The organism is Streptomyces sp. NPDC002004 (assembly GCF_053593975.1).
Genome location: NZ_JBSFDP010000034.1, coordinates 61,097 through 74,688 on the forward strand (window position 1 = coordinate 61,097; position 13,592 = coordinate 74,688).

Genomic DNA, 13,592 nt, shown 5'->3' on the forward strand with positions numbered 1-13,592 from the left:
CCGGCGTGCGGGCGGTCTCAGGAGCGGTCCGGGTTTCGCACCCGGCACCAAGGGGTCGGTCAGGCCCCGATCCGCAACCTCCCACGGAACAAGGAATATCCCATGGCCAGACCTTGGCGCCGCATCGTGGTGCCCGCCGCAGCCCTCGGGGTGATCGTCCCCGCCGGCTTCGCGGCACAGGCACTGCTGTCGTCGAACGACTCGTCCGACGACGCCGCCTCCGCGGCGAAGCCCCGAGCGACCGCGACCGCTCCGTCCTTCGCCGGCGGCGACAGCGACGCGGGCAGCGCCGTGGTGGCGAGCCCCTCGGCCGAGCCGCAGGCGCGGAAGGCCTCGTCGGCCGTGCGCCTCACCTCCTACGACACCAGCCGGCACCGGGCCGTCGTCAACTCGTCGGCGGGCGGCCACGTCCGGGCGGGCGACGTCGTCGCGGCGGCGCCGAGCCGGCACGCCCCCTCGGGTGCGCTGTTCAAGGTGAGCAAGGTCATCGGTTCCTCCGGCACGGGCACGGAGGTCGCGACCGCGCCCGCCACCATCGAGGAACTGCTCGGTGCGCGCAGCGTCCATGAGCAGGCCCCCGTGAGCGCCGACGACCTGCGCGTGCGGGTCCTGTCGCCCGGCGTCACACCGGAGACCGGCGCCCAGGCCACGACCGGCCCGGGACAGACCGGGCCCTCCGCCGGCACCGCTTCCCCCACCCCCGTGCCGACCGGGCAGCAGCAGTCCCCGCCGTCCGCACCGTCGGCCTCGGCCTCGGCCTCGGGGCGCGGGGACGTCCCGGCATCGCGCAGCCTCGCTGCGGTGACCGGGCGGGTCCCCGTGAAGCCCACGCAGGGCCTGCCCCGCTCGGCGGCAACCAAGCTCGCCACGCTCCGTCTGGGGCTCAATGTCCCGCTGCCGGCCGGGGTCGAGGCGACGGACAAGTCGGCGGCGAAGCTGGCCGGAAAGATCAGCTTCAGCCCTGAACTGATCTTCGAGTACGAGAAGCGCGGCGGGCTGAACATCCTGCCGGAGCACGCCGCCGTCGGCATCGGCGGCTCGTACTCCTACGACTGGGACGTGCACGGAAAGGTCCGCAAGGCCGTCGACAGCGGCGAGGTCGTCACTCCGCTGGCCGCGGTGACCGGCCAGCACACCTTCTGGGTCGGCCCCGTCCCCGTCGTGGTGAACGCCGAGGTCGTCTTCTCCTACCGGCTGACCGCCGACGGCCGGATCGTGCTGGACGCCGAACAGCACACCACCGGCTCCTTCGCGCTGGGCGCGCGCTACGACCGTGCGGAGGGCTGGAAGCCCGTCCGTGAGGCCCACCAGACGACCCACGGCGGACGCCCGCAGGTCGCAGGGGCCGCCACCGCCACCGCCTCCGTGGGGGCCGGCGCCAAGGTCTACCTCTACGACACCGTCGGTGTCGGCGGCGACCTGTCCGTTTACCTCAAGGGCAGGGCCGCGGCGGCGTCGAAGGGCGCACCCGCCTGGGCGCTCTCCGCGGGGTACGACCTGAAGACCGAGCTGATGCTCCAGCTGAAGATCTTCGGCATACGCATCATCGACCTCAGCACCACGCCGTTCACCCTGCACGGCGAGCGCAAGCTCTTCGGACAGGGCACCCTGCCCGCCCCCTGACCGCCTGACCGCCTGACCGCCTGACCGCCTGACTCCGGGTGCGCGCATCGCGTACCCGGAGTCAGGCGTTCCTGCTATCGCCCTGAGGAACCGGCGGTCCCGGGCGATCAGTAGAGCATCACGTGGGTCGGGAGGTGGTCGCGATCGACGGCGTCCTGCGGCCGGTCGAGGGCGGCGTCCCCGGCGGGGCGCCGCCCTCCTGCGTCTGACGGGCCGCCGGTCAGCGGCAGTTGACCCAGGTGTTGGACTTGATGTAGTGGGACGCGCTGTCGGACGTCTTGTACCCCTTCGGGATGATTCCGCTGGACCCGCCGTAGTTCTTCGCCGAGAACCACTTGAAGTCGCAGGAAGTGCCGTGGTTGTACCAGGACTTGAAGGACTGGAAGACCGGGTACTGGGTCAGGTCCTTGTTGCTCCCCGCGACCTGCTGCCTGTGGCCGGTGTAGTTCTGCCCGGACCAGACGCAGAAGTAGCCCGACGGACAGTCCGACGCCGACTGCGGAGCTGCCTGTGCCGCACCGGCGGCACCCGCGCTTCCGGCCAGCAGACCACCGGTCAGCACGACGCCGCCGGCCACGGCTGCGAACTTCCTGGTCATGCGCATGCTGTTACCCCCTCTGGGACATGAGTGGGCCGACCGCGCCGGCCGGCTCGCCAACAAGACTGCGGGGTGCGGAGCAGGGGCCGCCACAGGTGCTGCCGAGATGACGCATTCCCGGGACGTCCCACGCGCTGACCTGCTGAGACGCGGTCCCCTGTGACGAGACGGCGGGACGGTGGGAGGCGAGCGGGTGTCCCACTTCCGTACAGATGCGGGGCTCAAGTCCGTCGTGGGCCGGTATCCGGAGCCCCCGGTCGCCGACCGCCACCTCCCGGTGCGCATCGGCACCGCCGACGACAGCCGCCACGGCGGGGACGGCCTTTCGACGGCACGTCGGAGGGGCCGGTGAGGGGCCGGTGACCGGTCGGCGTGAGCCCTGACAGGGCAGTGAACGTCAACAACGTCGTGGCGGACGATGTCTACAGGGTGCACGAGCAGATCCGCCCCAACACGCACAGGCCGACGAAGCTGAAGCACCGCAAGGCGGGGGAGTTCCGAGAGGTGCCTCTGCCCCTCTCGGTGCGGGAGGCCATGGAGCGGTACGAGGATAAGCACGGCACCACGCGTGACGGCTACTTGCTCCGTGGTCCGAGCGGCCACTACACGGAGCCGATGGAACGTCGGCGTGTGCAGAGATTTTTCAAGAACCTGCCTGCGGAGGACGGTGTCGGCATGTACAGCTTCCGGCACTACTTCGCCTCGAACGCGCTCGGAAATGGGATACCGATCACTGATGTGGCGGAATGGATGGGACACAAGTCCATCGAGGAGACGCATCGCACCTACCGGCATCTGATGCCGGGAGGCATCACCAAGGCGGCCCGCCTCCTGGACGCCGGTCTGTGGGAAGCGGCCTGAATCGACCTCGCTGGGCAGCAGGTCCTTCGTCTGCAGCTATACCGTCTGCGGATTGGCTACGACAACGAGAGCTACCTCGCCGGCCTCCGCCCCCGCGCCTCGATGATCTGGGTCGACGACTTACCTGCAGGCACCTGGTTGCGACTGAGCGACCCGCCACGCCGGGCTGAAGCATGGCAGCTGGCCGTCGGATGGTTGTACTGGGTGCGGCTCCGAACTACAGGAATCCGAGGTTCGGATCGGTGCCGGCCAGCTCACGACTGGCGGCCCAAAGGCGAGTGGCGACGGCCGGGTCGGCCATGTGAGAAGGGACGGGCTCACGCCGTGGTCTGCCACGCAGGCCGAAGGCCCTCGGCCCCCACAGCTGCCCTCCCTGCACCTCCGAGTCGAGGACGGCACGGACGACGGGCCATGCTCCGGCGTCCTTGCCCTGCACCAAGAGCCCGGCGGGCAAGGCGCGCAGCCGCTCACCGGGGGTTGTCACGCGCACCGGCGGGCGGGACGGAGTGAGGGAGTCCAGTGCGCCGCCGGGATGGGCCACCACGCTGAGCACCGTGCTGCCGACGGCACGCAGGCGGCGATCGAGTTCGAAGCCGAAGCACATCTGCGCCAGCTTCGATCGGCCGTAGGTGCGCTTGGGCCGGTAGTCCCGGGTCGACTGCGGATCGTCCAGGTCCAGTCGCTCCGACCGCGCCGCGAAGCTTCCCACCGTCACGATGCGGCCCGCCGACGCCGCGGACAGCAGGGGGGCCAGCCACTGGGTGAGCGCGAAGTGGCCGAGGTGGTTGGTGCCGAACATCAGCTCGTGGCCGTCCTCGGTCTCTCGACGCGGCGGGTCGTCGAGCGCGACACCTGCGTTGTAGACCACCGCGTCGAGATGATCGAGGTCCAGCCTGTCCACGGCGGTCTTCAGGGACGACAGGTCGGCGAGGTCCAGTTGAAGGTGCCGCACATGCGCGCCGAAGACGCGCGAGCGGATCGAGGCCATGGCGGCGTCGGCCTTCGCGGCGTCCCTGCTGCCGAGTACGACGAGGGCGCCGGTGGCGGCGAGCTGCTCTGCGGCGAAGTAGCCGATCCCGGCGTTACCCCCAGTGACCAGGAAGATCCTGCCCTGGGCAGAGGGCAGCCGGTGAACGTCCCACGGTCGGCTCTGGGATGCGGAAGACACGATGACAGGCTCCTTGCTCTCTGAGGCAGCGTGCTCATGGGGAGCACCAACCCGCCCAAGGTCGCCACCTCCACCGACATACCGCCGACAGATCACGGAGACCGACGACAGACTTCCGACACCTCGGAGCCGTTATTGACGTGCGAGCCTCAAGCGCGGCGTGACCGGGCGTGCCGCGCCCTCTCTGGCAGTAGAGGCCACGTGTCACCGCGTCGCTTCAAGACGAAGGAGCGCAGATCCTCCGGCAGGCGGTGAGTGAGGATCCGGGCCATCTCGGAGGGCAGGCCCCTCCTACCACAGAGAGGGGTCCGCTGGTCCACCCGTTCTGCAGCACGCCGCGCCGGCGGGCCGCCGCACCCCCAGCATGCTGACTGTGCGACCCATTCTCCCGAAGATCGAGGGCGGCCGGGTACAGGGCCTCCTGCAACTCATCGAGGACGGCATCCACCTCGTCGTCGCGGCGCTCCTCGTACTGCTCGCGGGGCTCCTGACCGTCGGGGTCGTCCACGACGTCATCAGGTCGATCCAAGGTCCGTACCGCGAGGAGACGGTCGTTCTCTCCGCCCTGGACAACGGCCTTGTGCTGTTCATCGTGGCCGAGCTGCTCCACACCGTCCGCCTCACCATCAGGAACCAGACCCTCGACGCGGAGCCGTTCCTCGTCGTCGGCCTGATTGCCGGCATCCGCAAGGTGCTCATCGTGACGGCCGAAACGGAGAAGTCCTTCCGGTGGACGTCGGCTCCGCTCGCGAGGAGCAGCGGGTGCGGGCGGCCGCGGCGGCGGAAGGTGACGGATCAGGACCCGCGCCCCGGGGTGGGTGACGGCGCCGGCGACGGGGAACGCCGCGCCTCCTGGAGCGGGAAGTAGTCTCCCGGCCGCGTCGAGCGCCGCCACACGTACGCCGCTGTCGCCATCACGAGGATCAGCCCCGCCAGGATGAGCAGTTCGATCCCCTCGACGTTCCCTCGTCGACGCGCAGGACGTCCGTGCTCCCGGGCGGCACCTCGGCGGGAGTGCCGCGGCGGATCGAACGGGCGGCCGCATCCAGGACGTCGGCGGCCGCGTCGAGCAACTCCCGCGCGCGGTCCCGTCCGGGTCCCTCCGCCGGGGCGCCGACGTCCGGGTCGGCGAGCGCGGCGACGACCGGCCGAATGCGCTCGGCGAGTCCCCGGGGGCCGTGCAGGACGGGGGGACGGGTACGGGCCTGTGATGGCGTCACGGCGGCCGCGTCCCGGGCCGTCATCAACGGCTCCGGGTCGAACGGGGCGGTCGGGTCGTGCCGCAGCCGGCGGGCGTAGTCCGCCACGGCGGCCAGGGCGTCGGCGAGCGCGTCACGATGCGCCCCTCAACGGCGGATCGGGAACAGCAAGATCAGCACGGCCTGCGCCACGCCTCCGAGCGCGATGACCCCGGCGTGTTCCAGGGCTCGCCCGAAGCTCGTGGGCAGGGTGATGGTCACCAGCATGCTGCCGACGGTCGTCGCTGCGACGATCCCAGCGGTCGATCCGACGGCCCACGCCATCCCCGCGACAAAGGCCCATACGGCCAGCAGTGGGAGGAACGTCACGAGTCGCCCCGCCGCCAGGTAGCCCACGAAGGTGCTGAGCGCCAGACCCGCGCCCGCGCCGAGCGCGATCACCTTGCGTGGACGCCAGGTGCGCTGGAAGGTGGCCCCACCCGCGGAGTAGGCACCGAGGGCGGCGGACGCGGCATACGCAGGGGAGACCAGCCACAGCGCCGGCCCGATGACGATCGCCACCCCAGCGGCCGTGCGCAGCGCGAGCAGAGGCTCCAGCCGCGTCTCCTCGATCGTAAGCCCGGATCGCACGACCTCCCCGAAGGCCCGCAGCCACGTCACGGGTGTGAGCCTAGCCGGAAGGCCCTGCCGGGTCGCGTCGGCCTGGCTGAGGTGCAGCAGCCGTCGGGCAAGGAAGCCTCCCACACGGCCCGGGAACATGCTGGCGGCCGCAGCCGCTGGGACGGGGTGCTGCCACTGCGGACACTGCTGAGCGTCCGTCGTCCGTCCTACCGGGCCTCGGCGTCGACGCGGACCGTCGCGCCGTCAGTTGTCCGAACTACGGGCGCACCAACCGGGTGCCCGTGGCTGCGGAGGGCCGCCCCAAGTGCGGCCACTGCAAGCAGCCCCTACCGTGGATGGTGGAGGCGGGCGACGACGACTTCACCGAGGTCGCCGAGCGGGCCGACGTCCCCGTCGTGGTCGACCTGTGGGTCACCTGGTGCCCCTGCCGCATGGTCGGCCCCGCGCTGGAGAAGGTCGCCACCGATCTCGCCGGCCGAATCAAACTCGTCAAGGTCGACGTCGACAAGAACCTGCGGCTGTCGCAGCGTTTCGAGGTCCAGGCGGTACCGACACTGCTTGTCCTCGACCAGGGCGAGACGGTCGCCCGGCAGGAGGGGGCGGCGCCCGCCCCCGCCTGCGCCAGTGGGTGGAACAGTCGATCACGGCCCGGAAGGGTGATCCGGATGACCCTGCGCGCAGACCCCCACCTCGCGCTTGTCCGGCCGGTCCAGCCGCTGACCCCAGAAGGGTGTCAGGAGTGTCTGCTGCTCGGCTCCCCGTGGGTCCACCTGAGGCTCTGCCTGACCTGCGGGCACGTCGGCTGCTGTGACTCCTCGCCGAACAAGCACGCGTGTAGGCACGCAGCTGCCGTCGCCCATCCGGTCGTGCAGTCGTTCCAGCCCGGCGAGGAATGGCGCTGGTGCTACGTTCACGAGGCGTTCGTCTGATGCCCGGCGACCAGTCGCTGCCGGCCGAAGAACCGGTGCCGGAGGAAGCGGACGAGGCCGTCTTCTGGGAGACCCCGGACATCTACGGCGCGTATCCGCGCCTTACGGAGGACCAGATAGCACGTCTGGCGGAGCACGGGCAACGCCGGAGCATGGCTCCGAACGACGTGCTGATCCAGGAGGGGGAGCGCTGCGAGACGTTCTTCGTCGTCCTCAGCGGTACCGTCGCCGTCGTCGAGGACTACGGCACTCCCGAGGAGCACGTGCTGCGCGTGCACGGCCCCGGTCGCTTCATCGGCGAACTCGGGCTGCTGCACGGACAGGTGGCCTTCTACACCGCTGTCGCCAGGGAGCCGGGCGAGGTCCTCGTCGTCTTCTTGGACCAGTTGCGCCACCTGGTGTCCCAGGACTCCACCATCGGAGACCTCGTGCTGCGCGCCTGTCTGGGCCGTCGCGCGCTGCTCGTCGGACACGGCGCCGGCTTCCGCATCATCGGCTCGCGCTACTCGCCCGACACCAGGCGGCTGCGCGAGTTCGCCATCCGCAACCGGCTGCCGCACCGCTGGATCGACCTGGAGACCGACGAGGAGGCCGAGGACCTGCTGCGCCGCTTCGGCGTCGGCCCGGAGGAGACACCGCTCGTCATCTGGCGGGACACCACCCTGTTGCGCAACCCCAGCAACGCGGAACTGGCCCGGCTCATCGGCCTGCCGTCACTGCCCGCCGGAGACCGTTACGGCGACGTCCTGATCGTCGGCTCCGGACCCGCCGGCCTCGCTGCCGCGGTGTACGCCGCCTCCGAGGGCCTGAGCACCACCGTGGTGGAGGCGATGGCCACCGGCGGCCAGGCCGCCACGTCGTCCCGCATCGAGAATCTGCTCGGCTTCCCCGCCGGCGTCTCCGGCGCCGAACTCACCGAACGCGCCGTGCTCCAGGCCGACAAGTTCGGCGCCAGGATCAGCATTCCGGTGGAGGCGACCGGTCTCCATCCCAAGCACGAGGACCACTACGTGGTGGCGTTCGCCGACGGCAGCGAGATCGCCGCCCGCGCCGTCGTCCTGGCCACGGGTGCCCGCTACCGCCGGCTCCAGGTGCCCGGCATCGAACGCCTGGAGGGAACGAGCGTCCACTACTCGGCAACCGTTTACGAGGCCCAGCAGTGCCGCACCGACCCGGTGGCAGTCGTCGGCGGAGGCAACTCGGCGGGCCAGGCGGTGCTGTTTCTCGCCGGGTACGCGCCGAAGGTACACCTGCTGGTCCGAGGACCCAGCCTTGAGGCCAACATGTCCCGCTACCTGGTCGACCAGGTCGAGCGCCATCCGCGGGTGGAGGTCATGCTGCACACCGAGGTCACCGAGGTCATCGGCCAGGAGGTGCTGGAGGAGCTCGACGTGGTCGACAACCGCACGGGTGGGCACCGCCGACTCGCGGTACGGGGCCTGTTCGTCTTCACCGGCGCCGACCCTCACACCGAGTGGCTCGCCGGCATCATCGCCCTCGACTCCCGCGGCTTTGTCCTCACCGGCCCGGAGGCCCAGGAAGCCTGCGCCTACCCCGAGGTGTGGCACGGCCGCGGGCGCTCGTGCATGACCCTGGAGACCAGCCTGCCCGGGGTCTTCGCGGTAGGGGACGTCCGTAGCGGCTCGGTGAAGCGGGTGGCCTCGGCGGCCGGTGAGGGCGCGATGGCCATCCACTTCGTGCACCGGCACCTGGGGCACTCGGCCGCACCCGGCACCACGGGCACGTCCGTTGCCGCGGGCGGCTCGGACGTCTCCCCACGCCTACGTCACAAGGAGTCCGCATGGCTCGCATGACGAATGGCGGGCGATGAGATCACGAGAAGGATGAAGGGGGCGATGACGATGGCCATGCCCGTCCGGCGCCACCGCGGTGGCGGTCTGCAGGAAAGGCCCGTCTGGGCACCCACCCCTCCTCAGTCCCCTGGTCGAGTTCGACGAACTGCTCAGCATCACCGTTCCCAAGGCCGAAGCCGCCAGGCCCCGCCGGGTCCAGATCAGTGAGTCCGGCGAGGGCGCGCGCGAAGACGCCGCCCAGGGCGGCGCAGCGGCTGGCGGCGGGCACCGCCGCCTGGGACCCCACCGAGCCAGCGGTGCCGGACCAGCGTCCGTCACCGCTGCCGTCGCGACGGGGGCGACGGCCTGCACGGTGCGGTTGGTCGGCATGGTCTCGACGCACATGTCAGAGCCCGGGCTACCGACCGATCATGGCCCGATCGCCCACCGCATCCGCCCCCGGCCGCATCCACGTCCAGATCGCCGAAATGCCCGAGGAACATCGCTACTTGTGGGCCGGTCGTGCCGTTACCCGGCACCGCGGCGGCTGGGGCGAACTCGGCAAGACCTTCGCCATCGGCCTCGGCTGCGAGATCCGCCACGCCCCACCGCCTCGTCTACGCTGACGGCCTCGACCTCACCAATTCTCCGCCGCCACCCACATCGGCATGGGCTGCCGCGTCTGCGAACGCCTCGACTGCCCCCAGCGCGCCGCACCACCTCTCGGCCACCCGCTGGGATCGACCAGAACACCAGCACCTTCGTGCCGTACCCCGTGACAGAGGACATGGCCTGACCTGGCCGGCTCTCGTCTTCTCGCGCGGCATCAGAAAAGTCAGCAACGGGTGAGTGTGAGTCCTCGAACACCTGGCGACAGCTGGCCGAACATGCGAAACGATGTAACCTCCGAAGACCGCCCTTGACCTGCAATAGCAGGCAGGGAGCAGACGAATCGGGAGTTTCTTCGTGTTTCGTACAGTATTCAAGTCCAAGATCCACCGCGCCACAGTGACCCAGGCGGACCTGCACTATGTGGGATCCGTGACCATCGACGCGGACCTGCTCGACGCCGCCGACCTGCTCCCCGGCGAGCTGGTCCACATCGTCGACATCACCAACGGCGCCCGTCTCGAGACGTACGTCATCGAGGGCGAGCGCGGATCCGGGGTGATCGGGATCAACGGAGCCGCCGCCCATCTCGTCAATCCCGGCGATCTCGTGATCATCATCAGCTACGCTCAGGTCGACGACGCCGAGGCTCGCGCGCTGCGGCCGCGCGTCGTGCACGTGGACCAGCACAATCGCGTCGTGGCGCTGGGCGGTGACCCGTCCGAGCCGGTGCCCGGCAGCGACACGGCGCGCAGCCCGCAGGCCGTGGTGACAGCCACGGCCTGACCCTCTTGGAGCCTCTGTGGAGGAGAGCCCATGAGCGACATCGAGATCCGGGACGACCGTGCACGGGGACTGCTGCTGGCGCTCGAGGACGGCCAAGTCGTCGGGTACATCCAGTACTTCGTCCTGGAACAGCCGCAGGGGGCCCTGGTGCCCGTCCACACGATCGTGGAGCCCACGCACGAGGGACGGGGCATCGGCGGCTCCCTCGCACGCGAGCTCTACGCGACCGCGGGGCGCGAGTCCGTGCAGGTGGTCCCGCTGTGCCCGTACGTCAGCAAGTGGGCCGACCGGCACCCCGAGGAGGCTCCGGCCCCGGACCCGGAGCTGTTCCGTGACGCCATCCGGTACCTGGAGTCCCGCCAGGGCCGCTGGTAGCGACGGCCGAACAGGCCGGGTGTCCCGGGGCCGAAGCCCCGGGACACCCGGCCTGCCGCGCTCCGTCCGGGGACGTTCGCCCGAACGGCGGAGTGCGTGGGGATGCGGGCGGCGGGTACCCGTACGACGACCGATGGCACGTCGTACGCACCGGCCCGGAGGCCGTCATGACGCATCCGAACCCCGATCCACTGCGGCCCGTCCCGTCGCCCGGGCCGGGTCCGGACCGCCCCTCGCCGCCGACACCGGGGCCGTTCCCGAACCCGGTGCCGGAACCGGGGCCCCAGCCGGTACCGGAGCCCAATCCGTCCCCGATCCCGCCCACGCCGGGCCCCGAGCCGACGCCCCAGCCGGAGCCGGGACCCTCGCAGGGCGCCCAGGCCTACGCCGTCACCTCCGACCGGTCGCCGCCCCACAGCGTGTGGAACGACCCGTCGCGGTCGACGCGCCGGTAGGTGTGCGCCCCGAAGAAGTCCCGCTGCCCCTGGGTCAGGGCCGCCGGCAGGCGCTCGGCGCGCAGCGCGTCGTAGTAGGCGAGCGCCGCCGCGAACCCGGGCGTGGGCACGCCCTGGCGGGCCGCCGTCGACACCACGTCCCGCCAGTCGTCCTGGGCCGCGCCGATCTCCTCGGCGAAGGTCTTGTCGGAGAGCAGGCTCGGCAGGTCGGGCCGGGTGTCGTAGGCCGCACGGATACGGTCCAGGAAGGCGGCGCGGATGATGCAGCCGCCGCGCCAGATCGAGGCCACCGCGCCGAGATCGATGTCCCAGTCGTACTCCGCGCTGCCCGCGGCGATCTCGTGGAAGCCCTGCGTGTACGAGACGATCTTGGACGCGTACAGGGCCTGTTCCACCCGGTCGGCGAACGCCGCCGCCTCGGTGTCGTCCAGCGGTGACGCCGTCGGACCCGGCAGTCCGCGCGAGGCCTCCCGCAGCTCCGCGTGACCCGACAGGGACCGTGCGAAGACCGCCTCCGCGATACCCGACACCGGAACGCCCAGGTCGAGCGCGATCTGCACGGTCCAGCGGCCGGTGCCCTTCTGCTCGGCGCGGTCCTGCACGACGTCCACGAAGGGCCTGCCCGTCGCCGCGTCGACGTGGGACAGGACCTCCGCCGTGATCTCGATCAGATAGGAGTCGAGGCGCCCGGTGTTCCAGGTCCGGAAGATCTCCGCGATCTGCGCGGGGGAGTAGCCCGCCACATCGCGCAGCAGCTGGTACGCCTCACCGATGAGCTGCATGTCCGCGTACTCGATGCCGTTGTGGACCATCTTCACGAAGTGCCCCGAGCCGTCCGGCCCGATGTGCGTCACACAGGGCGCGCCGTCCTTGGCCTTGGCGGAGATCTTCTCGAGCATCGGCCCGAGCGAGGCGTACGACTCCGCGGAGCCGCCCGGCATGATGCTGGGCCCGTGCAGGGCGCCCTCCTCGCCGCCGGAGATGCCGGAGCCCACGAAGTGGATGCCGCGTTCGCGCAGGTCCCGCTCGCGGCGCCGGGTGTCCGCGAAGTGCGCGTTGCCGCCGTCGACGATCATGTCGCCGGGTTCCAGCAGGGGCGCGAATTCCTCGATGACCGCGTCGGTGGGCTCACCCGCCTTCACCATGATGATCAGACGCCGCGGCCGCTCCAGCGCGGCCACCATGTCCTCGGGGGTCTCGGCCGTGACGAAGGTGCCCTCCTGTCCGAACTCCTCCACCAGGGCATGCGTCCGCGCCGCGGTGCGGTTGTGCACGGCGACCGCATAGCCGTTCCGTGCGAAGTTGCGGGCGAGGTTGCGCCCCATGACCGCGAGCCCCGTGACGCCGATCTGGGCTGAAGTGCTCATGCCTGTCGCTCCTGAAATCGGTAAAGCCGGACGTGCGGCAAGTATCGCTCCGGGGCATACGGTCCAGTGCCGTAGCCCCGCCGACACCTCATACGAAACGGAAGCTGCCAGTGCCTCATTTCGACCTGCCCCTGGAAGAACTCCGCCGCTACCGGCCCGCGTTGCCGGAACCCGACGACTTCGACGCCTTCTGGGAGAAGACCCTTTCGGAGGTGCGTGAACACGACCTCGACCCGCGTTTCGTCCCCGTCGACGTCCCGCTCTCCGGGGTCGACGTCCTCGACGTGACGTACGCCGGCTTCGGCGGCCACCCGGTCAAGGGCTGGCTGATCCTGCCCGCCGGGGCGCGCGAGCCGCTGCCGGCCGTCGTCGAGTACATCGGATACGGCGGCGGGCGCGGGCTGCCGCACATGCACCTGCTCTGGGCCACGGCGGGCTTCGCGCACTTCGTCATGGACACCCGCGGCCAGGGCAGCAGCGGCTCGGCGCCGGGCGACACGCCGGACCCGGTCGGCAGCGCACCCGCGTACCCCGGCTTCATGACCCGCGGCATCGAGGACCCGCACGACTACTACTACCGGCGGGTGTACGCGGACGCCGTACGTGCCGTGGAGGCCGCCCGTGCGCATCCGCTGGTCGACACGGCGCGGGTCGCCGCGCTGGGCGCCAGCCAGGGCGGCGGACTGACCCTCGCCGTCGGAGGCCTCGTGCCGGACCTCGTCGCCATTGCCCCGGACGTGCCGTTCCTGTGCGACTTCCCGCGCTCCACGGGTCTGACCGACCGTCACCCGTACGCCGAGATCGCCCTCTACCTGAAGGTCCACCGCGGTGCCGACGAGCGGACCTTCCGCACGCTCTCGTACTTCGACGCCGTGCACTTCGCGGCACGCGGCCGGGCGCCCGCGCTGTTCTCCGCGGCGCTGGAGGACCTGACGTGCCCGCCCTCGACGGTGTTCGCCGCCTTCAACGCCTACGCGGGCGGGGAGAAGTCGATCGAGGTGTACGCCTTCAACGACCACGAGGGCGGCGGGCCCCACCAGCAGGCCGCCCAACTGCGCTGGCTTCCGCCCCGCTTGCGCGGCTGACGACGGGCGCGCCCCCGCGGCGGGCGGGGCCGTCACCGTCCTTCGGAGGGGTCCGAGACGGCCGACGGACTTCAGGTCACTCCACGCCGACGTCCTGAAGTCCTGAGGTCCCGTGGGGGAAGC

General features: G+C 71.0%; 11 protein-coding genes and 3 pseudogenes. 10 read left to right on the forward strand and 4 right to left on the reverse strand.

Annotated elements, in window-relative coordinates:
- Positions 1–102: 102 nt before the first annotated feature.
- The gene (locus ACWCP6_RS31290; protein WP_450935964.1) at positions 103–1,623 is read left to right on the forward strand and encodes a hypothetical protein; all 1,521 of its coding nucleotides are present in this window, start codon (positions 103–105) and stop codon (positions 1,621–1,623) included.
- A 220-nt stretch (positions 1,624–1,843) separates the two neighbouring features.
- Here the strand turns inward: ACWCP6_RS31290 and ACWCP6_RS31295 are convergent, their stop codons facing one another.
- A complete protein-coding gene (locus tag ACWCP6_RS31295; protein WP_450935965.1) occupies positions 1,844–2,221 on the reverse strand; it encodes a peptidase inhibitor family I36 protein in 378 nt (125 codons plus the stop codon).
- 372 nt (positions 2,222–2,593) lie between these two features.
- On the opposite strand from ACWCP6_RS31295, the gene ACWCP6_RS31300 reads away from it, so the two are divergent.
- Entirely contained in the window at positions 2,594–3,082 is a 489-nt protein-coding gene (locus ACWCP6_RS31300; protein ID WP_450935966.1) for a tyrosine-type recombinase/integrase, read from the forward strand.
- Positions 3,083–3,299: 217 nt separating this feature from the next.
- Here ACWCP6_RS31300 and ACWCP6_RS31305 read toward each other — a convergent pair whose 3' ends face one another.
- The gene (locus ACWCP6_RS31305; protein WP_450935967.1) at positions 3,300–4,250 is read right to left on the reverse strand and encodes an SDR family NAD(P)-dependent oxidoreductase; all 951 of its coding nucleotides are present in this window, start codon (positions 4,248–4,250) and stop codon (positions 3,300–3,302) included.
- A gap of 364 nt (positions 4,251–4,614) precedes the next feature.
- Here ACWCP6_RS31305 and ACWCP6_RS31310 point away from each other — a divergent pair, with 364 nt between their 5' ends.
- Positions 4,615–5,118, forward strand: a complete 504-nt coding sequence (locus tag ACWCP6_RS31310) for a phosphate-starvation-inducible PsiE family protein (RefSeq protein ID WP_450935968.1) — start codon at positions 4,615–4,617, stop codon at positions 5,116–5,118.
- 97 nt (positions 5,119–5,215) lie between these two features.
- Here ACWCP6_RS31310 and ACWCP6_RS31315 read toward each other — a convergent pair.
- A pseudogene (locus ACWCP6_RS31315) lies at positions 5,216–6,109 on the reverse strand (FUSC family protein); the annotation flags it as partial.
- A gap of 236 nt (positions 6,110–6,345) precedes the next feature.
- On the opposite strand from ACWCP6_RS31315, the pseudogene ACWCP6_RS31320 reads away from it, so the two are divergent.
- The 6 genes and pseudogenes from ACWCP6_RS31320 to ACWCP6_RS31345 form a co-directional block, all read left to right on the forward strand.
- A pseudogene (locus ACWCP6_RS31320) lies at positions 6,346–6,725 on the forward strand (thioredoxin family protein); the annotation flags it as partial.
- 10 nt (positions 6,726–6,735) lie between these two features.
- Positions 6,736–6,999 carry a UBP-type zinc finger domain-containing protein gene (locus ACWCP6_RS31325; RefSeq protein WP_450935969.1) on the forward strand — a complete coding sequence of 88 codons (264 nt, stop codon included), beginning with the start codon at positions 6,736–6,738 and terminating at the stop codon, positions 6,997–6,999.
- Positions 6,999–8,813, forward strand: coding sequence for an FAD-dependent oxidoreductase (locus ACWCP6_RS31330; RefSeq protein WP_450935970.1), 1,815 nt, complete (start codon positions 6,999–7,001; stop codon positions 8,811–8,813). Before ACWCP6_RS31325 ends, ACWCP6_RS31330 begins: the two co-directional genes overlap by 1 nt.
- A gap of 467 nt (positions 8,814–9,280) precedes the next feature.
- Positions 9,281–9,571, forward strand: a pseudogene (locus tag ACWCP6_RS31335) (short-chain fatty acyl-CoA regulator family protein).
- 187 nt (positions 9,572–9,758) lie between these two features.
- Positions 9,759–10,187, forward strand: coding sequence for an aspartate 1-decarboxylase (gene panD / locus ACWCP6_RS31340; RefSeq protein ID WP_450935971.1), 429 nt, complete (start codon positions 9,759–9,761; stop codon positions 10,185–10,187).
- Between the two features lie 30 nt (positions 10,188–10,217).
- Positions 10,218–10,562, forward strand: coding sequence for a GNAT family N-acetyltransferase (locus ACWCP6_RS31345; protein WP_450935972.1), 345 nt, complete (start codon positions 10,218–10,220; stop codon positions 10,560–10,562).
- Positions 10,563–10,944: 382 nt separating this feature from the next.
- Here the strand turns inward: ACWCP6_RS31345 and gndA are convergent, their stop codons facing one another.
- Positions 10,945–12,384: an NADP-dependent phosphogluconate dehydrogenase gene (gene gndA / locus ACWCP6_RS31350; RefSeq protein ID WP_450935973.1), complete on the reverse strand. Its 1,440-nt coding sequence runs from the start codon at positions 12,382–12,384 to the stop codon at positions 10,945–10,947.
- 110 nt (positions 12,385–12,494) lie between these two features.
- On the opposite strand from gndA, the gene ACWCP6_RS31355 reads away from it, so the two are divergent.
- Positions 12,495–13,469 (forward strand): acetylxylan esterase, encoded by a 975-nt coding sequence (locus tag ACWCP6_RS31355; RefSeq protein ID WP_450935974.1) that lies wholly within the window; start codon positions 12,495–12,497, stop codon positions 13,467–13,469.
- The last annotated feature ends 123 nt before the right edge of the window (positions 13,470–13,592 follow it).